The sequence below is a fragment of the Kitasatospora sp. NPDC096147 genome, assembly GCF_044763225.1.
Lineage (GTDB): Bacteria > Actinomycetota > Actinomycetes > Streptomycetales > Streptomycetaceae > Kitasatospora.
The window spans coordinates 492068-515087 of sequence record NZ_JBIWFX010000001.1; the positions used below are offsets into that span (position 1 = coordinate 492068).

The 23020-nt window shown below is 74.2% G+C and carries 24 protein-coding genes; 16 read left to right on the top strand and 8 right to left on the bottom strand.

Going from position 1 to position 23020, the window contains the following annotated elements; genetic code table 11:
• Positions 1 to 818 precede the first annotated feature (818 nt).
• The 6 genes from ACIRBX_RS01825 (at position 819) to ACIRBX_RS01850 (ending at position 6702) form a co-directional block, all read left to right on the top strand.
• Complete coding sequence (locus ACIRBX_RS01825; RefSeq protein WP_402293127.1) at positions 819 to 1364, top strand: hypothetical protein; 546 nt, start codon at positions 819 to 821, stop codon at positions 1362 to 1364.
• 101 nt (positions 1365 to 1465) lie between these two features.
• Positions 1466 to 2464, top strand: a complete 999-nt coding sequence (locus ACIRBX_RS01830) for a hypothetical protein (RefSeq protein WP_402293128.1) — start codon at positions 1466 to 1468, stop codon at positions 2462 to 2464.
• Positions 2465 to 2496: 32 nt separating this feature from the next.
• Positions 2497 to 4023, top strand: a complete 1527-nt coding sequence (locus tag ACIRBX_RS01835) for a peptidoglycan-binding protein (protein ID WP_402293129.1) — start codon at positions 2497 to 2499, stop codon at positions 4021 to 4023.
• On the top strand, positions 4020 to 4796 hold the full coding sequence (locus ACIRBX_RS01840) for an ABC transporter ATP-binding protein (RefSeq protein WP_402293130.1): 777 nt from the start codon (positions 4020 to 4022) through the stop codon (positions 4794 to 4796). Before ACIRBX_RS01835 ends, ACIRBX_RS01840 begins: the two co-directional genes overlap by 4 nt.
• Positions 4793 to 6130: an ABC transporter permease gene (locus ACIRBX_RS01845; RefSeq protein ID WP_402293131.1), complete on the top strand. Its 1338-nt coding sequence runs from the start codon at positions 4793 to 4795 to the stop codon at positions 6128 to 6130. Before ACIRBX_RS01840 ends, ACIRBX_RS01845 begins: the two co-directional genes overlap by 4 nt.
• A gap of 68 nt (positions 6131 to 6198) precedes the next feature.
• A complete protein-coding gene (locus ACIRBX_RS01850) occupies positions 6199 to 6702 on the top strand; it encodes a DinB family protein (RefSeq protein ID WP_402293132.1) in 504 nt (167 codons plus the stop codon).
• A 38-nt stretch (positions 6703 to 6740) separates the two neighbouring features.
• Here ACIRBX_RS01850 and ACIRBX_RS01855 read toward each other — a convergent pair whose 3' ends face one another.
• Positions 6741 to 7574, bottom strand: a complete 834-nt coding sequence (locus tag ACIRBX_RS01855) for an SAM-dependent methyltransferase (RefSeq protein ID WP_402293133.1) — start codon at positions 7572 to 7574, stop codon at positions 6741 to 6743.
• Positions 7575 to 7829: 255 nt separating this feature from the next.
• Here ACIRBX_RS01855 and ACIRBX_RS01860 point away from each other — a divergent pair, with 255 nt between their 5' ends.
• From ACIRBX_RS01860 to ACIRBX_RS01890, 7 genes are read left to right on the top strand one after another with little or no spacing between them, the layout of a single operon-like run.
• The gene (locus ACIRBX_RS01860; protein WP_402293135.1) at positions 7830 to 9503 is read left to right on the top strand and encodes a purple acid phosphatase family protein; all 1674 of its coding nucleotides are present in this window, start codon (positions 7830 to 7832) and stop codon (positions 9501 to 9503) included.
• Positions 9503 to 10693, top strand: a complete 1191-nt coding sequence (wecB, locus tag ACIRBX_RS01865) for a non-hydrolyzing UDP-N-acetylglucosamine 2-epimerase (RefSeq protein ID WP_402293136.1) — start codon at positions 9503 to 9505, stop codon at positions 10691 to 10693. Before ACIRBX_RS01860 ends, wecB begins: the two co-directional genes overlap by 1 nt.
• Positions 10690 to 11352, top strand: coding sequence for a PIG-L deacetylase family protein (locus ACIRBX_RS01870; protein WP_402293137.1), 663 nt, complete (start codon positions 10690 to 10692; stop codon positions 11350 to 11352). The genes wecB and ACIRBX_RS01870 overlap by 4 nt, the downstream gene beginning before the upstream one ends.
• Positions 11349 to 12053 carry an HAD family hydrolase gene (locus tag ACIRBX_RS01875; RefSeq protein ID WP_402293138.1) on the top strand — a complete coding sequence of 235 codons (705 nt, stop codon included), beginning with the start codon at positions 11349 to 11351 and terminating at the stop codon, positions 12051 to 12053. The genes ACIRBX_RS01870 and ACIRBX_RS01875 overlap by 4 nt, the downstream gene beginning before the upstream one ends.
• Entirely contained in the window at positions 12050 to 13372 is a 1323-nt protein-coding gene (locus ACIRBX_RS01880; RefSeq protein ID WP_402293139.1) for a glycosyltransferase, read from the top strand. Before ACIRBX_RS01875 ends, ACIRBX_RS01880 begins: the two co-directional genes overlap by 4 nt.
• Positions 13369 to 13941 (top strand): hypothetical protein, encoded by a 573-nt coding sequence (locus tag ACIRBX_RS01885; protein ID WP_402293140.1) that lies wholly within the window; start codon positions 13369 to 13371, stop codon positions 13939 to 13941. The genes ACIRBX_RS01880 and ACIRBX_RS01885 overlap by 4 nt, the downstream gene beginning before the upstream one ends.
• A gap of 2 nt (positions 13942 to 13943) precedes the next feature.
• Positions 13944 to 14957 carry an ATP-grasp domain-containing protein gene (locus tag ACIRBX_RS01890; protein ID WP_402293141.1) on the top strand — a complete coding sequence of 338 codons (1014 nt, stop codon included), beginning with the start codon at positions 13944 to 13946 and terminating at the stop codon, positions 14955 to 14957.
• Between the two features lie 145 nt (positions 14958 to 15102).
• Here ACIRBX_RS01890 and ACIRBX_RS01895 read toward each other — a convergent pair whose 3' ends face one another.
• Together ACIRBX_RS01895 and ACIRBX_RS01900 are read right to left on the bottom strand one after the other, a co-directional pair.
• Positions 15103 to 15924 carry an SGNH/GDSL hydrolase family protein gene (locus tag ACIRBX_RS01895; protein WP_402293142.1) on the bottom strand — a complete coding sequence of 274 codons (822 nt, stop codon included), beginning with the start codon at positions 15922 to 15924 and terminating at the stop codon, positions 15103 to 15105.
• Positions 15908 to 16480 carry a PadR family transcriptional regulator gene (locus tag ACIRBX_RS01900; RefSeq protein ID WP_402293143.1) on the bottom strand — a complete coding sequence of 191 codons (573 nt, stop codon included), beginning with the start codon at positions 16478 to 16480 and terminating at the stop codon, positions 15908 to 15910. The genes ACIRBX_RS01895 and ACIRBX_RS01900 overlap by 17 nt, the downstream gene beginning before the upstream one ends.
• Positions 16481 to 16530: 50 nt before the next feature.
• Here ACIRBX_RS01900 and ACIRBX_RS01905 point away from each other — a divergent pair, with 50 nt between their 5' ends.
• Positions 16531 to 17013, top strand: coding sequence for a nuclear transport factor 2 family protein (locus tag ACIRBX_RS01905; protein WP_402293144.1), 483 nt, complete (start codon positions 16531 to 16533; stop codon positions 17011 to 17013).
• A gap of 56 nt (positions 17014 to 17069) precedes the next feature.
• Complete coding sequence (locus tag ACIRBX_RS01910) at positions 17070 to 17930, top strand: acyl-CoA thioester hydrolase/BAAT C-terminal domain-containing protein (RefSeq protein ID WP_402293145.1); 861 nt, start codon at positions 17070 to 17072, stop codon at positions 17928 to 17930.
• A gap of 50 nt (positions 17931 to 17980) precedes the next feature.
• Here the strand turns inward: ACIRBX_RS01910 and ACIRBX_RS01915 are convergent, their stop codons facing one another.
• The 5 genes from ACIRBX_RS01915 to ACIRBX_RS01935 form a co-directional block, all read right to left on the bottom strand.
• Complete coding sequence (locus ACIRBX_RS01915; protein WP_402293146.1) at positions 17981 to 18721, bottom strand: class I SAM-dependent DNA methyltransferase; 741 nt, start codon at positions 18719 to 18721, stop codon at positions 17981 to 17983.
• Positions 18722 to 18763: 42 nt separating this feature from the next.
• Positions 18764 to 19750: a HEAT repeat domain-containing protein gene (locus ACIRBX_RS01920; protein ID WP_402293147.1), complete on the bottom strand. Its 987-nt coding sequence runs from the start codon at positions 19748 to 19750 to the stop codon at positions 18764 to 18766.
• 65 nt (positions 19751 to 19815) lie between these two features.
• On the bottom strand, positions 19816 to 20568 hold the full coding sequence (locus ACIRBX_RS01925) for an amino acid ABC transporter ATP-binding protein (protein WP_402293148.1): 753 nt from the start codon (positions 20566 to 20568) through the stop codon (positions 19816 to 19818).
• On the bottom strand, positions 20561 to 21325 hold the full coding sequence (locus tag ACIRBX_RS01930; protein WP_402293149.1) for an amino acid ABC transporter permease: 765 nt from the start codon (positions 21323 to 21325) through the stop codon (positions 20561 to 20563). The genes ACIRBX_RS01925 and ACIRBX_RS01930 overlap by 8 nt, the downstream gene beginning before the upstream one ends.
• Before the next feature lie 41 nt (positions 21326 to 21366).
• Entirely contained in the window at positions 21367 to 22215 is an 849-nt protein-coding gene (locus ACIRBX_RS01935; RefSeq protein WP_402293150.1) for an ABC transporter substrate-binding protein, read from the bottom strand.
• 401 nt (positions 22216 to 22616) lie between these two features.
• Between ACIRBX_RS01935 and ACIRBX_RS01940 the strand changes: the two genes are divergently transcribed.
• Positions 22617 to 23006: a hypothetical protein gene (locus ACIRBX_RS01940; RefSeq protein WP_402293151.1), complete on the top strand. Its 390-nt coding sequence runs from the start codon at positions 22617 to 22619 to the stop codon at positions 23004 to 23006.
• Positions 23007 to 23020 lie beyond the last annotated feature (14 nt).

A 23020-nucleotide genomic window follows, 5' to 3' on the forward strand; every position in this document is an offset into this window, starting at 1 on the left:
AGCGTTGGCCACGTTCGCCCCCCCCCTCCCCCCGTCGCACGCCCGCGCCCCCGCCCTGCCACCCCGCCCCGCCCCGGGCCCCCCCCCCCGGGGGGGGGGGGGCGCCCCCCCCCCCCCCCCCCCACCACGATGGTCAGGACCTCGCGAGCGCGTTCTGGAAGGCCAGTGCGTAGCGGTCGGTCCCGATGCCGTTCGGATCAGCGAGTCCGGGCGCCCCGGCACCTGGGCCGACGGCGGCCAGGCGCCTGGACCTACCGTCCGGCATCCACCGGCGGACTACTCCCGACTGCCCCGGCCGGCAGTGCACCGACCGTGCCCGGAAGCATCGCAGCGGCTGGCAGCAGGGCGATCCACCATGGGCGGCGTCTCATATAGTCCCCCAGTTCCGAATTGTTCGATTCGATCGGCGGCGAACCGGCCGCCGCTTTCCTTGACAGGGACACGGAGACGGTCGCGGTGCGACGTACCGAGCCACCCCCTCGGTGCGCGCCGATCAATCTAGGGGCCATGCCCACTCCGACGCCACACCTTTCGTGCACACTGCACCAATGATTTCCTGACGAACAGTCTGACCAGCGCGTTCACCACGGGCTCCCGGCAAAGCCCGCAAAACGGTCATCGCGACACCATCAGGAGCTACCCCTCCTTTCCGTCCGAGCGGAGCATCGAATTCCGGATGACCCCGAACTACCCCCTCCCCGAGGCGACTTGACAGCGCCGACACGGCCGTGATGAGAATCCGTCCGCCGACCGGGCGCCGCCCGATCGGCACCGTGTGCGATCGAGTAATTCAATGACGAGCAACGGGGGGAATACCCATGACTGTCGAAAGCCTCAGCACCGACCGACCGAAGACCGGGCAGCGGGCCGCACGGGCCCTCGGGGTGGCGCTGGCCCTGTCAGCGCTGGCCATGCCCATGGTCACGGCCACACCCGCCGGCGCCACGACCGTCACCCAGTACGTCTCGGACAATTGCGCCACGGCGGGCAGTTGGGACTGCTACAACGGGATCAACGTGCTGAATGTCCAGTACAGCCCCACGAATTCCGACGGCTCGGGCGGCGGGGCCTGGGCGAAGTTCCTCGGAAACGTCAGCGACTACAACGGCGCCTACGGGGCGGGGGACGGAATGGTCACCTATTACGCCTACCGTTTCGGCAATTACGGCTCCGGCGTGGGCCAGCCCGTGCGGAACAATGCGGCGTCCGCCATGGGCTGCGGTTCACGGGCCAACTACCGGATCTACTACAGCCCCGGATACCAGGGGAGCTCGCAGTACATCGAAGGCTCTTACGGCTGCGAACACGGCGTCAACCTGGCGTCGTGGCTGCGCAACGACAACGCCTCCCAGCACTGGGCCTGACCGCATTTCCGCCGCCGGTCCGCCGAGACGTCATCACGCCCTCCTCGGTGGACCGGCCCGGCTCGTCGACCATTCCGTCGCTCACGAAAGCAGTGGGACTCATGACCGGCACCAACGCGGTTCCCCGATCGGCGCACCGCACCGCCCGGGCGGTGCCGTCGGCACTCCTCGGCTGCCTGCTCCTCGGACTCACCGCGTGCAGCGGCTCCTCCGGTTCCGCCTCCCCCACCACCCCGGCGACCGGCAGCGCCCCCGCCCGGGCCACCCCCTCGGCCCGGGCGAAGGCGACCCGCCAGCCACCCCCCGCCGTCCCGCAGAACGGGCTGGCCAAGGGCCTCTCGCTCCCGCTCTCCGCCTACATGCGGACGTACCCGGAGGCGGTGACCGTCGACGCGGCGATCACCCAGCTCACCCGGGAGTGCATGACCCGGTTCGGCTTCACGCTCGACCTGCCGAATCCGACCACCGGCTACTCGCCCAGCTACGACGACACCAACATGGCCCGCCGCTACGGGATCACGGACCGCGAGCTGGCCGCGAAAGCCGGCTACGGCCTGGGCGACGACGACGCCTCCCCGCCCTCCTCGCCCCGGATGAGCGACGCCGAGATCGCCGTCTTCAGCGGCCACGTGGCCATGAAGCCGGGCGCCGCGGTGGCACCGTCCGCGGCCAACGGAATGCCCATTCCGAAGGACGGCTGCCAGGGTGAGGCGCTCGGCAAGGTCGGCGGCCGGGTGGACAGCACACTGCCTTCGAAGTTGGACAGCGAAAGCCTGAACCGCTCGCAGGCCTCCCCGGCCGTCCAAGCCGCACTGCGCCAGTGGTCGGCCTGCATGGCGGGCCTCGGCTACAAGGTGGACCTGCCGTACGACGCCGTGAAACTCACCTCGAACGGAAACGCGCCGGGCACGGGCGCCTCCGGCGTCACGATCGCGCTCGCCGACATCGACTGCAAGGAGAAGTCGAATCTGGTCCCGATCTGGTTCAAGGCGGATTCGGAGATCCAGCGGCAGTTGATCGAGAAGAACCAGCTGGCGCTGAACGACGTCCGCGCCCGCATCACCGCAGCCGTCAAGTCCGCGACTGCGGTCGTGGGTTGAGCAGCACCCGTGACGGCCAGGAGGAAGGACCGATGAGTCAGGTGCAGGCGAGCCCGCCTCCCCCACAGCCCCTCGTCCGGCCTGACGCACCGTCGGGCCCGCCCTCCGACGCCGGGCGGCGGCTCCGGCGGCGACGGCGGGCGCTGGTGCTGGCCGCGATCGGCGCCGCCCTGGTCTCGGGGGGCGGTCTGGTGGGATCGACCTTCGTGCAGTCGCCGGCCCAGGCGGCGGCGGACACCGAGGCACCTGCGGCGAGCCTGATCACCGCCCCGGTCACCTCCCGGGTGCTGCAGAGCACCGTGGTGCTGCGCGGCACCTTCTCCGACGGCCGGACGGTCTCCGCCACCCCCACGGCGGTCGCCGCGACCGCCGACAATCCGGGCGGGGGCAGCTCGGTGGTGACCGAGGTCTTCGCCAGGCGCGGCGAGCAGGTGAAGGCCGCCGTCCCACTGCTGGAGTACTCCGGTCGGCCGGTCTTCGCCCTGCCGGGGAGCCTGCCGGCCTACCGCGACCTGATGCCCGGCATGACCGGCCGGGACGTCACCCAACTGCGCGCCGCGCTGGAGTCCCTGGGCCACGACTGCGGCCCGGACGCTCCAGGGGTGTTCGGCACCGGGACCAAACGGGCCGTCAGCCGGCTGTACGCGGCGATGGGGTACCCCGTGCCGGTGACCGGCGCGGCCACCGCCGCCGCCGTCAAGGCGGCCCGGCAGGCGGTCGACCAGGCCCGGGCCGCGCTGAAGGGCGCCGAGGCCCCGCCCGTGCCCGCGACCCCTCCCGGCGCCCCTCCCGGCGCCGCTCCCGGCGGAAGCCCGGCCCCCGCCGCCGCCCCCACCGGGCCGGCCACCGGCCGGGCGGCCGGCCCGGACCTGGGCGGCCTCCGCAGGCAACTCGCGGATGCCCAGCAGGAGTTGGCCAAGGCCGAGGCCGCCGACGGCCCCATGCTGCCGGCCTCCGAGGTGGTCTACCTGCCCTCGCTGCCGGGCCGGGTGGTCGCCCTGCCGCTCGCGGCCGGTGACCCGGTGAAGGGACCGGTGGTCACCCTGGCCCGGGACGACATGCAGCTGAGCGGGATGCTCGACCCCGCGCAGGCCGGTCTGGTCGGGGCCGGTGTGGCCGTCCGGATCACGGCCGAGGCCCAGGGGCTCCAGGCGACCGGCACGGTGGAGTCGGTCGGCACGCTGGTGGTCCCCGGCGGCCCGGACCCGGCGGCGGCCGGGCGGACCGACGCACCACCGACCGCGCAGGCCAACGGCGGGGCGCCGTACCTCCCGCTGGCGATCCGGCCCGACCAGCCGTGGGAGGCCGGGTGGGCCGGCCAGAACGTCCGGATCACCATCACCTCGGCGAAGACCTCCGAGCCGGTGCTCGCCGTCCCCGAGGCCGCGATCTTCGCCGGTGCGGACACCCGGACCAACGTCACGGTGCTCTCCCCCGGCGACGGCGGCCAGCGCGTGGTGAACGTGCAGGCCGGTCCGTCGGCGGACGGGCTGGTCCAGGTGACACCGGTCGACGGCGGCCGGCTGGCCGAGGGCGACCGGGTGGTGATCGGCCAGTGACCGTCACCACCCCGACCGGGTCGGCGGCCGGGCCCGCACCGGCTCGGCCGGCGACCGCACCCATACCCGCACCCGCGCAGCCGGTGATCGAGCTCCTCGGCGTGGCCCGGTCCTACCCCGGCTCCCCGCCGGTCCAGGCCCTCCACCCCACCGATCTGACGGTCGGTCAGGGTGACTACCTGGCCGTCACCGGCCCTTCCGGCTCCGGCAAGTCGACCCTGCTCAACCTCCTGGGCCTGCTGGACCGGCCGACCTCCGGTACCTACCGGCTGTCGGGGATCGACCTCGCCGGTCTGCGCGACGCCGAACGCACCGCGCTGCGCGGCCGGCGGATCGGCTTCGTCTTCCAGTCCTTCCACCTGATCGCCCACCGCACCACGGTGGAGAACGTCGCGCTCGCGCAGCTCTACGTCACCACCAGGCGGCACGGCCGCCGCAGCACCGCCGAGGAGGTGCTGCGGCGGGTCGGTCTGGGCCACCGGCTGGACGCCCTGCCCACCACCCTCTCCGGTGGGGAGCGCCAGCGCGTCGCGATCGCCCGCGCCCTGGTCAACGAGCCCGATCTGCTGCTCTGCGACGAGCCGACCGGGAACCTCGACTCCGCCACGGCGCACTCCGTCATGGACCTGATCGACGAGCTCCACGCGGGCGGCGTCACCGTCGTCGTGATCACCCACGACCCGACCGTCGCCGCCCGCGCGGCCCGCCGGATCACCATCCTGGACGGCCGGCTTCAGACCCGGCCCGACGCGACGCGCGAGGAGGCCGCGTGACCGGCCGGTCCGACGGCAGCGGCGGCGGCGCCGACGGCGACCACCGCCGGGGCCCGGTCCCGCTGCGCCGCCGCAGGCGCGTGGTCCGACTCACCCGGCTGGGGCCGCGGGACCTGATCGGCGAGGCGCTCACCGGCCTGATCCAACGGCCCGCCAGATCCGTCCTCACCATGCTCGGCACCGTGCTCGGCGTCGGCGTCTTCGTCACCGTGCTCGCCCTCACCAGCACCGCCACCGGACAGATCGGCAAGTCCTTCAGCGTGCTGCAGGCCACCACCGTCACCGTCACGGACGCCCGGCCCCCGGACCGCAGGGACCCGTCCCCGGCCGACCGGTCGGCCGACCGGGCCCGGACCGGCTTCCCGGAGGACGCCGACGCGCGGCTGGCGGGCCTGAACGGCGTGGTGGCCGGCGGCGTCTGGTGGAGCGTGCCGCTGCGCAGCCCGGTCATCAGTGCCCGGCCCGGCGGCTCGGACCCGGCCCGGCGCAATCCCGGTGCCAGCCTCGGCCTGTACGCGGCCACCCCGGGCGCGCTCACCGCGATGCAGCCCACCCTGCAGAGCGGTGTGCTGTTCAACTCCTTCCACCAGGAGCGCGGGGAGCCGGTCTGCGTGCTCGGTGCCGCCGCCGCACGGCTGCTCGGGATCACCCGGGTCGACAACCGGCCGGCCGTCTTCGTCAACGACACCGCCTACAGCGTGGTCGGCATCATCGCCGACACCCAGCGCCTCCCGGAGACCCTGCTCGGCGTGATCATCCCGGCCGGCACCGCACTGACCGCGTACGGCCCGCCGTCCGACCGGCCCGCCCAGGCGGTCGTCCACGTCCGGCTCGGCGCCGCCCAGCTGATCGCCCGTCAGGCCCCGCTCGCCCTGCGGCCCGACCAGCCGCAGCTGCTCTCCGCCGCACCACCGCCCGACCCGCGCTCGCTGCGCGACCAGGTCGACACCGACCTGTCGGGGCTCTTCCTGCTGCTCGCCGCGATCTGCCTCGCCGTCGGGGCACTCGGCATCGCCAACACCACCCTGGTGGCGGTGCTGGAACGCACCTCCGAGATCGGGCTGCGCCGCTCCCTCGGTGCGCGCTCCCGGCACATCGGGGCGCAGTTCCTGGCCGAGTCGACGGGGCTGGGGCTGCTCGGCGGCCTGATCGGCACCGGTCTGGGCGTCCTCGCGGTCGTCACCATCTCCCTGGCGAAGCACTGGACGGCGGTCATCGAGCCCGCCACCGTCCTGCCCGCCCCGGCCATCGGCGGTCTGGTCGGCCTGCTGGCCGGCCTCTACCCCGCCCTGCGGGCGGCCAGGATCGAGCCCCTGGAGGCCCTGCGCAGGTAGGCGGGGACGGAGGCCGGCGGTCGGGCGGGGCGGCTACGGGACCCCGAGTCCTCTGGGATCATCGCCGCATGACAGCTGACCACCGCACCGAGCCCTCCACCACGGCCGGCGACCGCGCCTCGCTGACCGGCTTCCTCGACTACCAGCGCGCCACCCTGGAGATGAAGTGCCGGGGCCTGACCGCCGAGCAGCTGAAGCGGCGGGCGGTGCCGACCTCCGAGCTGACCCTGCTCGGCCTGGTGCGCCATCTGGCCGGGGTGGAGCGGGGCTGGTTCCGGATGGTGCTGAGCGGGGAGGAGCGTCGGCCGCTCTGGCCCGGGCCGGACGGCGAGAGCACCGACTTCCGGGTGGACGGGGCCGACGTGGACGAGGCGTTCGCCCGTTGGCGGGAGGCGTGCGAGCTGTCCCGGGCCACCGTGGCGGCGGCCGGATCGCTCGACGACACGGCGGAGTTCCGGGGCGAGGTCTTCTCGTACCGCTACGTCCTGACCCACATGATCGAGGAGTACGCCCGCCACAACGGCCACGCCGACCTGCTCCGCGAGGCGATCGACGGCGAGGTCGGCGAGTAGCGCCCGGCCGGGGAACGGCCGGGCGCCGGACCGGCCGCTCAGGGCTTGCGGGCGACGCCTCCGGCGATGCAGCGGCGGCCCGCCGTCCGGGGGCCGTGGTAGGGGGTGTCCGGCCACCAGTCGGCGCAGGGCACCAGGCCGGGGTGCACCATCTCCAGGCCGCCGAAGAGGCGTTCGAGGTCGGCCCGGGTGGAGAAGGTGCCACTGCCCATCATGCTGTGCAGGAAGGCCTGCTCCAGCTTCCGGGCGGTGGCGCCGTACTCGTCCTCCGGGTCCAGGAAGTGACTGATCACCACGTACGAGCCGCTCGGCAGCGCGTCGACGTACGCGCGCACCAGGTCCCGCCGGGGGCGCAGCGCCTCGTCGGTGTAGTGGTGCAGGGTGCCGATCTGGAGCAGGGCGATCGGTGCGGTCCAGTCCAGGGCGGACCGCACCCGCCCGTCCCGGAGCAGCGCCTCCGGGTCGAAGATGTCGGCGTCGACCATCCAGGTGCGCTCCTCGCCCGCCAGCAGGGCGCGGCTGTGCGCGAGCACCGTGGGGTCGTTGTCCACGTACACCACCCGCGCGTCGGGGAGGGTGCGCCGCACCACGGTGTGGGTGTTCTCGGCGGTGGGCAGGCCGGATCCGCAGTCGAGGTACTGGGTGATGCCGGCCCGGGCGGCCAGGAAGCGGCAGGCGCGGATCAGGAAGGCACGGTTCTCCACCGCCAACTCCGCTGCTTCCGGAGCGACTTGACGCACCTTCCGCAGCACTTCACGATCCACCTCGTAGTGGTCGGTGCCGTTCAGGAAGGCGTCGTAGACCCTGGCGATGCTCGGCTTCGTCGGATCGACGGGGGCAGGGACGGGCTCGTCGGACGTCGTGTCGGACATGTCCGGTGACTCTAGTGCGAGGGGGCGGCCAGGCCGGGGTGCCGACGCCCTTCGGCTGCCGAAACCCACTCGTTCGTGGGACGCCCCGATCCCCCGGGCCACCCGGGGGCGGTTAACCGAGCGGTTAACCGAACATACACCCGACCACCCCCGGTTCTTCAGCAGTGATCATCCACCTGGTCACGCGACCGCTGGAGCCTCACCGAGGCGGAATTCTCCCGTCCGATTTCCCGCTCCACCGAGAAAGGCAACCAGGTGGACCTCCCCGGGTTCCGGGTCTCCCGTCGCCGCGCCGACGAGATGACCATCGCCGAGCAGTACGACTACTGGCAGGACGTCAGGAAGAGCGTCACCCGCCGCCGCTTCCTCCAGGCGAGCGCCGTCGGCGCAGCCGCCGCCGCGGTCGGGCCGACCCTGCTCAGCAGCTCCGCGCACGCCGCCCCCGGCGACGCCGTCACCCCCTTCGGCCGGCACCTGGCCTTCGGGAACGACCCCACCCAGCAGATGCGGGTGGCCTGGCAGGTCCCGGCCGCCGTGAGCAACCCCGTGCTGCGGCTGGGCACGTCGGCGAACGACCTGAGCCAGCTGGTGCAGGCCGACCTGCGCTCGCTGCACAGCGAGTACGGCACCGCCGCCCCGCTGGACCAGTTCTACGGCCACGCCGCCCTGGACGGTCTGGCCCCCGGCACCACCTACTACTACGCGATCGGCCACGACGGCCTGGAGGCCGCGTCCGGCCCGGTGAACAGCTTCACCACCGCCCCGGCCGGTGGCGCCGGCTCGCTCAAGCCGTTCACCTTCACCGCGATGGGCGACCAGGGCGCGAGCACCCAGGCCGCCCTGGAGAACGCCCAGATCCTGGCTCAGAAGCCGGTCTTCCACCTGCTGGCCGGCGACATCTGCTACGCCGACTCCAGCGGCCGGGGCACCCTCACCGACTCCTACAAGCCGCTGGTCTGGGACAGCTACCTCCAGCAGATCGAGCCGGTCGCCCAGTCGATCCCGTGGATGGTGGCCACCGGCAACCACGACATGGAGCCCTGGTACTCCGCCAACGGCTACGGCGGCCACGCCAAGCGCCTGGACCTGCCGACCAACGGCCCGTCCAACTGCCCCTCGGTGTACTCCTTCACCTACGGCAACCTGGCCGTGCTCTCGCTCGACGCCAACGACGTCAGCAACGAGATCCCGGCCAACCGCGGCTACTCGGGCGGCACCCAGACCACCTGGCTGGAGCAGACCCTCAAGGGCCTGCGGGCGGACCCGGCGATCGACTTCATCGTGGTCTTCTTCCACCACTGCGCCTACGCGGTGACCACCAGCCACGCCTCCGAGGGCGGGGTGCGCACCTCCTGGACCCCGCTGTTCGACAAGTACAACGTCGACCTGGTGGTCAACGGCCACAACCACATGTACGAGCGGACCGACCCGATCCGCAGCGGCACCCCGACCCGCACCGTCCCGGTCGGCGGCACCGTCGACCCGGTCGCCGACGGCACCGTCTACGTGGTCGCCGGCGGTGGCGGCGCCAGCCTCTACAGCCTGCCCGCCAACGGCCCGGAGAGCTACGCGGGGAACGTCAACGACTCGGCGGGCGTGGCCGGTTACGCCTGGAACGGCTCCGGCGGCAAGAGCACCGAGACGGTCGCCTGGTCCCGGGTCCGCTACCGGGGCCACAACCTGATCGCGGTGGACGTCACGCCCGCCGCGCCCGGGCAGAAGGCCACCCTGACCATGCGCGGCATCTCGGTCGAGGGCGCCAAGACCGGCACCGAGATCGACCGGGTCACCATCGTCCGGACCACCCCCGTGGTGGACACCCCGGCCTTCGGCATGCCGGCCGTGCTGACCGGCACCGCGCTGGCCGCCGGTGCGGGCTACCTGGCCTGGCAGAAGCGCCGCAGCGGTCTCGAGGTGCCGTCCTCCTGATGGACAGTCAGAGTCACGGCCCGGCCGGGGCGCACCGCCCCGGCCGGGCCCTGCGGGCCCACGTGTTCGCGGGCACCCGGCCGGAGATCGTCAAGCTCGCCCCGGTGGTCCTCGCGCTGCGCGCGGCCGGGGCCGAGGTCCGGCTGATCGCCACCGGGCAGCACCACGACCAGCGGATGGCCGGGGACTTCTTCACCGGTCTCGGCGTCGAGCCGGACGAGCGCTGGTCGCCGGCCGGGGACGAGTCCGAGCGGGTCGCCGCGCTGCTCGGCCACGCCCTGGCCCACTTCGCCGCCGACCGCCCGGACCGGCCCGACCTGGCCCTGGTGCAGGGCGACACCTGGACGGTGCCGCTCACCGCGATGGCCGCCCGGCGGCACGGCGTCCCGGTGGCGCACGTCGAGGCCGGGCTGCGCTCGGGCAATCCGCTCTCCCCGGAGGAGTCCAACCGGAAGGTGGCGGCGGCGCTGGCCACCGTCCACCTGGCCCCCACCGAGGGCGCGGGCGCCAACCTGCGCGCCGAGGGCGTCCCGGCGGACGCCGTCCACCTGGTCGGCAACACGGTCTGCGACGTGCTCCGCGCCTCCGGCGTCCCGGCCGTGGCCCCCGCCGACCGCTCCGGTGTCCTGGTCACCGCGCACCGGCCCGGCACCGTGGACACGGCGGAGCGGCTGACCGCCCTGGTCACCGTGGTCCGCGCGCTGGCCGACCGGCACGGGCCGGTGGTCTTCCCCGTCCACCCCCGCACCACCGACCGGCTGGCCGCCTTCGGCCTGACGGACCGTCTGGCCGGGCACCCCGGGATCACCCTGCTGCCGCCCCAGCCGCACCGCCGGATGCTGGAGCTGATCGCCGGCTCCACCCTGGTGGTCACCGACTCCGGCGGCCTCCAGGAGGAGGCCGGCTGGTTCGGCGTCCCGGCGGTGGTGCTCCGGGAGAGCACCCCGCGCCCCGAGGGCGTCGCGCTCGGCCAGGCCGTGCTGGCCGGTCTCGACCGCGGCCGGGCGCTGGCCGCCGCCACCACCCTGCTCGCCCCCGCCGAGCAGCGCCGGATCGCGGCCATGCCCTGCCCGTACGGCGACGGCCGGTCCGCCGAACGGATCGCCGCGCTGCTGACCGACCGTCACCGCCGGGGCCTGCTCGCCCTCCGCGAACCGGGCCGCCCCACCCCCGAGGAGACCTCCGGATGACCCGCGTGCTGGCCGTCGGGGCGCACCCCGACGACATCGAACTCGGCTGCGGCGGCACCCTGCTGCGTGCCCGCCGGGACGGCGCCGAGGTGACCATGCTGGTGCTCACCGACGGCCGGCGCGGCCCGGGCGATCCCGGCCTGCGGGCCCGGGAGCAGCGGCAGGCCGCCGAGTACCTGGGCGCCGAGCTGATCGTCGGGGGCTTCCGGGACGGTGAACTCGCCTGCGGCCCGGCCCTGGTGGACCGGATCGGCGAGGTGCTCGCCGAGGTCCGCCCGGACCTGGTGCTGACCCACGCCCCGAACGACTCCCACCAGGACCACCGGGCCGCCGCCGAGGCCACGGTCGCCGCCGCCCGGCTGCTGTCCGGCGTGCTGCACTACGAGTCGCCGTCCACCCTGGAGTTCCACCCCACCGTGTTCGGCGACGTGACGGGGCTGCTCCCCGACAAGCTGACCCTGCTGCGCCACCACGTCTCCCAGGTGATCGGCGCCGGCCGGGTCGATCTGGAGGCGCTCGCCGCCCAGGCCAGGTTCCGCGGCTTCCAGGGGCGGGTGACCGAGGCGGAGGGGTTCTCGGTGACCCGCGCCCTGCTGGACGTCCGCAGCCTCGCCGTCCCCGGGCCCCGGTACGCCGCCGACGCGGAGGGCCTGGTGTGAGCGGCGACCGGGCGCCGCTGGGCGTCCTGCTGGACCTGGACGACACGCTCTACCCGCAGGCCGAGTTCCTCGCCCAGACCTGGACGGCGGTGGCGGCGGCCGGGGCGGAGCTGGGCCTGGACGGCCCGGCGCTGCGCGCCGCGCTGCACCGGGCCGCCGGAGCGGGCAGCGACCGGGGCGGCCTGATCGACGCGGCACTCGCCGAGCTCGGCGCCGACCCGGCGTCAGCTCCCGCCCTGGTCGGGGTCTTCCGTGCGTTCCGCCCCACCCGGCTGACCCCGTACCCCGGGGTGGCCGAGCGGCTGGCGGCGCTCGCCGCGCTGGTGCCGGTGGTGCTGATCACCGACGGGAACCCCGACCAGCAGCGGGCCAAGCTGGCCGCCACCGGGCTCGGCCCCGCGCTCCGCGCGGTGGTCTGCACCGACGAGCCGCACGGCCGCGGCCACCGCAAGCCGCATCCGTCCGGCTTCCTCCACGGCCTGGCGCTGCTGGGCTGTCCGGCCGAGGACGCGGTGATGCTGGGTGACCGTCCGGAGAAGGACGTGGCCGGTGCGCAGGCGCTCGGCATCCGGGCCCTGCGGGTCCGGCAGGGCGAGTACGCCGACCGTCCCGACCCGGACGGGCTCTGGCGGTCGGCCGCCTCCACCGCCGAGGCCCTGGACCTGCTGATCGCACTCTGCACCCCGGGGGCCGCCCGGTGACCCGGCTGCCCCGGCCGACCCGAACGGCCGTGCTGCGGTTCGGCGTTGCGGCCCTCCTGGTGGTGGTCCTGCTGCTCGCCCCGCTCTGGGTGCATCGGCTCGCGGTGGCCGCGCTGACCGCCGTGTTCGCCGCCTACCTGCTGCGCCACCTGGTCTTCCTGACCGCCGCGCTGCGCCCGGCCCCCGCCGACCCGCCGCAGCCCCAACACCCGCCCCGCGTCACGGTGCTGGTGCCCTGTCACAACGAGGCCAGGGTGGTCGACGGCCTGACCACCGCCCTCGCCGCCCTCGACCACCCGGCCGAGCTGCTCCAGGTCGTCTTCGTGGACGACCGCTCGACGGACGGCACCGGCGACCTGCTGGAGGCCGCGATCGGCGACCGCCCCGGCTGGCAGGTGCTGCGCCGGGCCGCCGACGCGGTCGGCGGCAAGTCGGCCGCGCTGAACGACGCGTTGGAGCTGGCCACCGGCGAGATCGTGGTGGTCTTCGACGCCGACCACCAGCCCGCCCCCGACTGCCTGCGCGAGCTGCTGCGCCCGTTCGCCGATCCGCTGGTGGCCGCCGCCCAGGGCCGCTGCGTAGTCCGCAACCCCGGCGACAGCGTGATCGCCCGCCTGGTCGCGGTCGACTACCTCTGCGGCTACCTGGTCAACATGGCCGGCCGGGCCCGGGTGTTCGGCCTGCCCGCCTACGGCGGCGCCAACTGCGCGGTGCGCACCGAGGTGCTGCGCGAGCTCGGCGGCTGGAACGTCGCCTCGGTCACCGAGGACACCGACCTCTCGGTGCGGATCTGGCTGAGCGGCCGTCGGATCGGCTACGCCGAGCGGGCCCTGGACACCGAGCTGGCCGTCACCGGCCTGGGCGCCTACTACCGCCAGCGCTACCGCTGGGCCCGGGGCCACCAGCAGGTCTGCCGGGACTACCGGCGGCAGCTGCTGCGCACCCCGCACCTGGGCCTGCTGGAGAAGGCGGAGGCCTTCCTGTTCCTCTACGTGTTCCACGTGCCGGTGCTCTGCGTGGCCGCCGTGCTGCTGGCCGGGATCGAGCTGAGCGTGCCCGGCCTGTCGGTGGTCGGCGTGCTCTGGCCGGTCGCCCCGCTGATGGCGGCCGGGCCGGTGCTGGAGATCGGCGGCGGACTGGTGCGGGCCGGGGCGGGCCGCCGCGAGGTGCTGCCGCTGCTGCTCTTCCCGCTGCTCTTCGTGGTCTCCATGCTGCTCTGCACCCGTGCCCTGCTGGACGGTTGGGCGGGCTCCCGGTACTCCTGGGTGAAGACCGAGCGCACCGCGCAGGCCCCGAACGCCCGGGGAGCGGTCACGTGACCGCCGCTCCCTCCCGCCCGCGCACCGCCCGCCGGGTGCGGCTCGGCCACCCGCTGCTGCGGGTGCTGGCGGTCGTGCTGATCACCGTGCTGCTCGGCTGGTACGCGGCCGGTCCGGTGACCGAGCTGGAGGCCGCCGCCACCGCCCGGCTGGCTGGCTGGACCGGGCTGGAGCTGACCCGGGCGGTGCCCGGCACCAACCTGGTCCGGGGCTTCCACGGCCACCAGCCCTTCTACATCCGGGTCACCCCGTCCTGTTCGGCCCTGACGGTCGGTGCGGCGGCGGCCGGGGTGTCGCTGCTGATCCTCGGCGGCAGCCGGCGCCAGCGGATCGGCGGCGCGGTGCTCGCGGTCGCCGTGCTGGCGCTGGGCAATCTGGTCCGACTGGCCGCCGTGCTCTGGGTCGGCCGGGGCGCCGGCCTGCCGGCCATGGTCACCTTCCACGACTGGGGCGGCACGGTCTTCTCGTACGCCCTGCTGCTGGCCGCCGTCCTCCTGCTGATCGCCGTCCGGCTCCCCGGCCGCCGGCGCACCTCCCCCACCTCCCCCGCCTCTCCCGAAGGACCCTGACCATGGACCTGACCGACCGTCCGCTCACCCTCACCGCCGACCCCGCCCTGGCCGGCCTCCGGGTCCTGGTGACCGGCTGCGGCGGCCCGGCCGGCGTCGCCGTGGTGCAGGAGCTGGCCGCGCTCGGCGCGGTCCCGGTGGCCGCCGACTGCGACCCGTACGCGGCCGGGCTGCACCTCGGACACCCGGCGGTGCTGCTGCCGTTCGCCGACGCGGCCGACTATCCGGAGCGGCTGCTCGCGGCGGCGGTCGCCGAGCGCTGCACGGCGGTGGTGGTGACGGTGGCCGAGGAGTTGCTGCGGGTGGCGGGCCGGGAGGCCGAGTTCGCGGCGCACGGGGTGGCGGCCTGGTTCCCGGCGGCGCGGGCGGTGGCCGACTGCCTGGACAAGTGGGCCTTCGCCGGGCGGATCGGCGCGGCCGGGGTGGCCGGGCCGCGGTCGGCCCTGGGCGGTCCCGAGGACCTGCCGGGCCCGTGGATCGTCAAGCCCCGGGCCGGCCGGGGCTCCCGGGACGTCCACGCCGTGGACGACCCGGCCGACTTCCCCACCCTGCTGCGGCGGGTGCCGGAGCCGCTGGTGCAGACCCGCCTGACGGGCCGTGAGTTCACCGCCGACTGCCTGATCGGGCGGGACGGCACGGTGCTCGGCGCCGTCCCCCGGTGGCGTTCGCAGACCCGGGCCGGGATCTCCACCCGGGGCACCACCTTCACCGACCCCCGGGTGGACGAGCTGGTGGCCGGCCTGGCCGCCGCGCTCGGCCTGACCGGGGTCTGCAACGTGCAGGGCTTCCTGGACGAGGACGGCCCGGCCCGGGTGGTGGAGGTCAACCCGCGCTTCTCCGGCGGCCTGCCGATCTCGCTGGCGGCCGGCGCCGACCTGGTCGGCCAGTACCTCCGCGCCACCCTCGGTCTCCCGGTGCACGCCGAGGCCCTGCGGGCCGAGCCCGACGTCACCACCGTCCGCTGGTTCGCCCAGCGCACCGCGCACCCGGCGCCCGTCCCGGCCCTCGCGCACTGACACCGGGTCAGCCACCGCATCGGCCACCGCTCCGAGCAGGCCGCCCGGGACACCGGGCGGCTCCGTCCGGATCGGCGCACGGTCCGGACGGCGGGCCGCACCGGATGTCCCGGCCACCCCGGCGGCCCGCTGCACCGCCTGCGGGTCAGCCCACCGGGACGACCGGGGTCAGCGCGGGGCGGCGGGCGCTGCGGCCGTCGCCGGACGAGCGGCCCCGCAGGCGGCGGCCCAGCCAGGGGCCGAGGAAGCCGGCCGCCCAGCGGAGGTCCGCCGCGGTCGCGCGCAGGCCGGCGGGCAGCGGCTGCGGGGGCAGCGGATCGGCCCAACTGCCGTCGCTGCCCGGCAGGGAGAGCGCCTCGGCGACGGCGTCGGCGATGCAGCGGTGGCCGAGCGGCGAGGCGTGCAGCCGGTCGGCGGCCCACATCCGGGGATCGGTGGACGCCTCCGGCAGGCCGGTCTCGGCGACCACCACGCCGTGCCGGGCGGCAGCCGCCCGGATGTGGTCGTTGATCTCCAGGATGCGCGGGCGCAGCGGCTTGGCGAGCGAGACGATCCGGGTGATGTCGGGGAAGGTCACGGTCGCCACCCGGGCGCCGGCCGCCGTCAGCGCGGCGAACATCTCCTCCAGCTCGGCGGCCGTCCGGGCCGCCTCGAAGCCGGGCCGCAGCAGGTCGTTCACCCCGGCCACCACGGTGGCCAGATCGGGCTTCAACTCCAGGGCGGGGCCGAGCTGTTCGGCCCGCACCTGACCGGCCAGCCGCCCGCGCACCGCGAGGTTGGCGTACTGGAAGCCGGGCTCCAGCGCGGCCAGCTTCTCGGCCAGCCGGTCGGCCCACCCGCGCAGGCCGGTGGTGTCGTCGCCGTCGCCGACGCCCTCGGTCTGGCTGTCGCCGAGGGCGACGTAGCGCAGGTAGGGGCGCTGCCCGGCCGGCTCGATCGGCCCGGTCTGCTCAGCTGTGTTCGGCACGGCTCTCCTCGCGTGCTCGCAGGACGGCCGCGATCCGCAGGCACCAGTCCCTGGTCTCCCGTTCGAACGCCACACCGCGCAGGCAGGTCAGGTACGGCCCGATCCGCTCGCCGTGGCGCAGGTACTCGTCCTCGTCGGCGCCGCCGCGCAGGGTGTGCAGCAGCTCCGTCAGGAAGTCGATCTTCGAAGCGGCCATCTCGGCCCGCTCGTCCAGCTGGGCCAGCACCGCCGCGGTGCCGATCCGGTCGGCGGCCTGCACCTTCACCATCAGGTCGTCCCGGATGAAGGAGGGCTTGGCCACCGTCTCGGCGAAGGCCTCCAGTTCGGCCCGGCCGGCTTCGGTGACCTGGAACAGCCGCTTGTTGGGTCGGCCCTCCTGGAGCACCTGACGGCCCGACACCAGGCCGTCCTTCTCCAGCTTGGCGAGCTCGGCGTAGAGCTGCTGGGGCAGCGCGTGCCAGAAGTTGGCCACGCCGATGTCGAACGCCTTGGCCAGCTGGTAGCCGCTGTACTCGCCGTCCAGCAGTGCTGCCAGTACCGCGTGCCTGAGTGCCATCCGGCCACCCCTTCCGTTCCGAGGTCCGCCACTGCATCATACTCAAGAAAATGACTAGTCAGATCGATGACTATCGAGAGGGCCCCGCCATGCCGCTGCACCCCACCGCCGAACGCTTCCGCGCCGCCGTCGAGAAGAACGACCACGCCGCCCTCCTGGACCTGTTCGGCGAGGACGTGCGCTTCTTCAGCCCGGTGAAGTTCACCCCGTTCGAGGGCCGCCCGCTGGTCCTCGGCCTGTTCGGCGTCCTGCTGGAGACCTTCGAGGACTTCCGCTACCTGGGCGAGTTCGACGGCACCGCCGAGCCGACCGCCGGCGGCGAGCCGGGCCGCTCGGCGATCCTGCCGTTCCGCACCACGGTGGACGGCAGGCAGATCCACGGCATCGACCTGCTGCACTTCGACGAGCACGGCCGGATCGACGAGTTCACCGTGATGGTCCGCCCGCTGTCCGCCGTCCAGACCCTCTCCGCCGCCGTGCTGCGCGGCCTGGTCGCGGCCGGCCTGGTGCCGGACCCCGCTGCTACCGCCTGACGGCCTCCCGGCTAGGGTCCTCCGTACCAGGAGCACGACGACCCCGGGGGGCACCGATGGCCGTGACCGAGCAGGAACTGACGACCCCTTGGGAGGCCCTGCTGGTCGGTCCGGCCGGCGGGGGTGCCGGCACCGGCGCGCTGGTGCTGGGCGGCTCCAGCGGGCGGGTGAACCGCGTCCGGGCCCGGCTGCTCGCCGAGCAGGGGGTGCTGGCCCTGGCCGTCCGCTGGTTCGGCGGGCCGGGGCAGGTACCGGGGGTGTGCGAGGTGCCGTTGGAGACCTTCGTCGCCGCCGTCGACCTGCTGAAGTCGCACGGGGTGGAGCGGATCGTGGTGCTCGGCACCTCCAAGGGCGCGGAGGCGGCGATGCTGACGGCCGTTCACGACCCGCGGGTGGACGCGGTGGTGGCCTTCTCCCCCACCCCCGTGGTCTGGTGCAACGCCGGTCCGGGCCTGGACGGCCGCAACCGCCCGCTGCGCTCCTCCTGGACCTGGCGCGGCGCACCCCTGCCGTTCGTCCCGATCGACGAGGAGTGGCGCCCCACCGAACCCGAGGGCACCCCGGTGGCCATCCTCGGCTGGTACGAGCTCAGCGAGCGCACCTTCGCCGACCGGCTGCCGGCCGCCGCCATCCCGGTGGAGCGCACCCGCGCCGAGCTGCTGCTGATCGCCGGAGCCGCCGACGCGATGTGGCCCTCGCTCCGCTACGCCGGACAACTGGCCGCCCGCCGACGGGAGTCCGGGCTGCCGGCCACCGTGATCAGCCACCCGGAGGCCGGCCACGGCACCCTGCTCCCCGGTGAGCCCGCGCCCGCCCCCTCCACCGTCTACGCCTACGGCGGCACCCCGGCCACCGACGCGGCACTCGGCCGCGCCGCCTGGCCGGAGATCCTCAAGTTGCTGGCGCCGTCCACCTGATCGCGCGCGGTCCGGGCTCCGGCCGGACGCGGTCCGGGCACGGCCCGGGCTCAGGTCGGCTTGCGCCAGACCGAGACGTGCCGGGTGGACTCGCCGGTGAACGGCGTGCCGTCCCAGTCCGCCACCCGGCGCTCCAGCTCCAGCCCGGCGATCCGGGCCATCAGGTCCAGCTCGGCCGGCCAGGCGTACCGGTGCCGGGAGTTCTCCCGGCGGTAGCGGCCGTCCTCGCCGTCCCGGGTGAAGTGGTGCGAGACCAGGATCTGGTCGACCAGGTCGAAGGTGTCGAAGCCGACGTGCTGCCCGGAGACGTCGAACGGCACCGCGATCTGGGTCGGCGGCAGCAGCCGCAGCGGCGGCAGCCCCAGCTCGATCACGAACCGGCCGCCCGGCGCCAGGTGACGCGCGGCGTTGCGGAAGCACTCGACCTGTTCGTCCTGGGTGAGCAGGTTGGTGATGGTGTTGTAGACCAGGTACACCAGGGCGAACTCGCCCGGCACCACGGTGGTGGCCATGTCCCCGACGGTCACCGGGAGGACGCCCTCGTCGGCCTTGCGCCGCAGCACCGCCGCCATGTGTTCGGAGTACTCGATGCCGGCCACCGGCACACCCCGCTCCCGGAGCGGGACACCCACCCGGCCGGTCCCGATGGCGAACTCCAACGCCCGCCCGTCTCCGGCCAGTTCGGCCAGGAAGTCCAGGGTCGGCGCCAGGGCGGCGGGCGAGGAGTTCTCGGCCTCCTCGGCGTCGTAGCGCTCGGCGGTCTCGAGGTCCCACAGTTCACTGGTCGTCACGGGCGGCCACTCTGCCGGGCGCCGGGGCCGGTGTCGACCGGATTACGCCAGATCGGCAACGGCCAGTCCGGCAGCTCGTACGGGGTCACCGCCGGCCCGGCGCAGCAGCGCCTCGACGTCCCACGCGACCCCACCCGCACCCACCCGGAGATCCGGGCCGAACCGCTCCCGGTACACCCCGGCCCCCGACTCGGGTGCCAGCCGCGCGAGTTCGCACACCAGCGCCCAGGCGAGGGCGTCCAGCCTGCCCCGCTGCTCCGGGTCGCAGGCCCGGACCGCCGCGCTGACACCCGGGTCGTCGGGGTCGTAGTCCTCCAGGTACGGCAGCAGTTCGGGGACTCCCAGGATCTCCGCCGCCGCGAAGGTGTGCACGTGCGCACCCTCGGGATCGGCCAGCAGCTCGGCCACCAGGGCGATCGCGCCCGGATCGTGGCGCCGGGCCAGGCCCCGGATGCCCTCCTCCCGGACGTCGGGGAAGTCGTCGGCGGTCCGTTCCCACAGCACGGCGCGGACCTCGACGGTGTCGAGCTCGTACAGGAAGCCGAGGGTGAAGGTCGCCCAGTTCCGCACCTCCGGGTCCCGGTCGCGGGTCAGCGCGATCAGCGCGCGGACGTCCGGTCCGTCCGGCAGGCCGGTGGCCAACGAGGAGAGGGAGCAAGCCACTTCGCGCCGAATCACGGCCTCGGAGTGCCCGGCGAGGGCCAGCACCGCCGGCAGCGCGCGCCGGTCCTCGGTCTGCCCCAGCGCCCGGGGCAGCACTGCCGGCACCGCGTCCGCCGTCTCCCGCCCGGCGAGTGCGAGCAGCACGGTGGCGGCCTCCGCGCCGAGCCCCTTCTCATGGTCGGCCGCGTCCCCCACCAGGGCGGCGCCCACCTCGCGCTCGATCGCATCCGCCGAGCCGGTGAGCTCCCGGCCGAGCGCCAGGGCCGACGCCGCGTCAGCAGCGGCCCGCCACAGGGGCTTCCGGTACTCCTCCCCCGCCCGCGCCGCCGCCAACGCCCACCCGACCACCGCCCCGACCGTCTCCATCCCGGCAGTCTGCCCGGCCGGGCCGCCCGGGCGCACCCGGGTTTCCGCTGCTCAGCGCGGTGCGCTCACAGCACGTCGGCGAGGAACTGCCGCAGCCGCGGGCTCTCCGGTGCGCCGAACACCGCCTCCGGCGGGCCCGACTCCACCACCACGCCGCCGTCCATGAAGGCGACGCCGTCCGAGACCGAGCGGGCGAAGCCCATCTCGTGGGTGACCACGACCATCGTCATGCCCTCCTTCCCCAGGTCGGCCATCAGCGCCAGCACGCCCTTGACCAGCTCCGGGTCCAGCGCGGAGGTCGCCTCGTCGAAGAGCATCACCCGGGGTCGCATCACCAGGGCGCGGGCGATCGCCACCCGCTGCTGCTGCCCGCCGGAGAGCCGGCCCGGCCGGACCTCCGCCTTGTGCCGCAGCCCGACCAGGTCCAGCTGCTCCAGCGCCTGCTCGGCCGCCTCCTCCCGGGAGAGGCCGCGCAGCTTGCGCAACGGGAGGGTGAGGTTGCGCAGCACGCTCAGGTGCGGGAAGAGGTTGAACTGCTGGAACACCATGCCGATCTGATGGCGCAGCAGGTCGGGGCTGCCGCCGAGCACGCTCTCGCCGTCCAGCAGCACGTCGCCCCGGTCGGGCTCCAGCAGCCGGTTGACGGTCCGCAGCAGGGTGGACTTGCCGGAGCCGGAGGGGCCGATCACCGAGACGGTGTGCCCCTTCGGGACATCCAAGTCGACGCCGCGCAGGATCGCGTTGCCGCCCAGCGAGAGGTGCAGGTCACGGGTGGCCAGGCTGACCGGCGAGAAGGCGGAGGTGGTGGTGTCAGGCACGTGCCGCTCCTTCGGGGACGGGGGCCGGCTCGGCGGCGTCGGGCTCGACCACCGCGCGGCCGTCGCGCAGGCGGCGGTCGACCACGTTGACCAAGTGGGTCAGCGGCACGGTGAGCAGGAGGTAGAAGAGTCCGGCCAGCACCAGGGCGGATTCGTTGCCGGTGTTGGCGGCGGCGTCCTGGCCGATCCGGAACAGGTCGCGCTGGTCCGCCATCAGGCCGAGGAAGTAGATCAGGCTGGAGTCCTTGATCAGGGCGATCAGCTGGTTCACCCAGGCCGGCAGCACCCGCCGGACCCCGAGCGGCACGATCACCAGCCGCATCGCCGCCCCGTAGGAGAACCCGAGCGCCCGGGCCGCCTCCAGCTGGCCCGGCTCCACGCTCTGGATGCCGGAGCGGAAGATCTCGCCGAAGTAGGCGGCGGCGATCAGCGAGAGCGCCAGGATGCCGAGCGGGTACGGGTCCGGCCCCCAGATCAGCATGCCCTGCGGGGCCAGCCCGACCCCGATCAGCAGGATGGTGACGGCGGCCGGCAGGCCCCGGAACACGTCCGTGTAGATCCGGGCCGGCCACCGCAGCCAGCGGGTCCGGGCGATCCCGGCGACCGCCAGCAGCAGGCCGAGGACCGTCCCGACGACGGCCGAACTCACGGCGAGGATCAGCGTGTTGGGCACGCCGGTGGTGAGCAGGTCGGGAATCGCGGCGCGCATCGACTCCCAGTTGAAGAAGGTCTCCGCCAGCGTGCCCAGCTGGTCCACGTCAGTCTCCGGTCCTCTGTGTCGTCAGTGGTCGCGGGTGATCAGGAGGCCGGCAGCGGCGGGAAGGCGACCGAGCCGCTGCCCGGCTTGAAGCCCTCCGGGATCGGACGGCCCGGGTAGTACTGCGCCTGGAGCTTGGTCCAGGTGCCGTCCGTGATCACCTCGTCCAGCGCCTTGTTCAGCGCGCCGAGCAGCTCCGGGCGGTCCAGCGCGACGGCGAAGGCGGTCGGCGAGGAGCTGAGCTGCTTCTGCGCCAGCACCACCTTGCCGCCACTGTCGTTGGCGCTCTTCTCGCCGATCTCGGCGGGCGAGATCCACGCCTCGGCGGTGCCGGTCTTCAGCTGGTTGAGCGCGCTGTTGTAGTCCGGGACGCGGACCGGGTCGAGCTTGTTCTTGGTGGCGTAGTCGTCCTGGACGGTGCCCTGCACGACCACCACGCGCTTGCCGGCGAGCTGGTCGAAGCTCTTGATCGGGGAGCCGGCGGGCACGTCGAGGCCGAAGTAGCCGAAGTCGTAGCCGTTGGTGAAGGCCACCGTCTTCTTCCGGGCCTCGGTGATGGTGATGGACGAACTGCCCACGTCGAACTTGCGGTTGGCGACCTGGGAGAGCAGCGCGGAGAAGTCCGTCGAGGCGTACTCCACCTTCAGCCCGGCCTTGGCGGCCACGGCGTTGAACAGGTCGTTGTCGAAGCCGGTGAACTTGCCGTCCTTCAGGTAGACGTTCGGCGGCGCGTCCGAGAGCGTGCCGACCCGGACGGTGCCGGGGGTGGTGAGCTTGTACGGGTTGTCGGCGGCCTTGTCCGAGGACCCGGCGGAGGAGCTGCACGCGGTGAGCGGAGCCAGGGCGAGGGCGGCGGCGAGGGCGGCGACGACGTAACGGCGCGAGGACACGGGGGCTCCAGACATGGCGAAGCGGGGATCGGCAGGAGGAAGACCGCGCGCCGACGGACCGGCCGCGGTCGTGAGCACCGGGGCGGGACGGAGGCAGCGCGGGGCACGCGGGCCCAGACGCGGGCACACGGGTGCGGGTGGTGCGGAGGGGAGGAGGAACGCGGCGGGCGGTCGGCGTCAGCGCCGGGAGTGGGCGCGCGTCAGCAGCTGGGGCGACAGCTCATCGCCGTCACACGGCGCAGGTCGATGTGCCTGCGCGAAACGAGGTATCCAGCCATGCGGGGAACTATGCGTGGTGATCCTCGCCGTAGTCAAATCACATAATCGAAGGCCGTCAGACTCCGTGACCTGGCGATTCCTGACGGACCGTCCTGTCGGAGGCACCTGACAGCATCCCCGGCATGACACCCCTCCTCCTCACCGACATCGAACGGGCCGTCCGCGCGTCCTGGACCGCCGAGACCTGCACGCCCGAGTACCGGGCCCGCTGGACGGCCGAGAACCCGGCCCGCGACCAGTGCGGCGTCACGGCGATGGTGGTGCACGACCTGCTCGGCGGCGAGCTGCTGCGGGGCGAGGTGCTGGTCGACGGCGAGCGGGTGGACTTCCACTGGTGGAACCGGCTCGGTGCCGGCGTCGAGATCGACCTGACCCGTGAGCAGTTCGGCCCGCACGAGCTGGTCACCGAAGGCACCGTGGTGCCCCGTCCGCCCTTCGACGAGTGGCGCCGTCCCAAGCCCGAGTACCTGCTGCTGCGCGAACGGGTGCTGGCGCGGCTGCGCCGCCGCTGAGCCGGACACCAGGC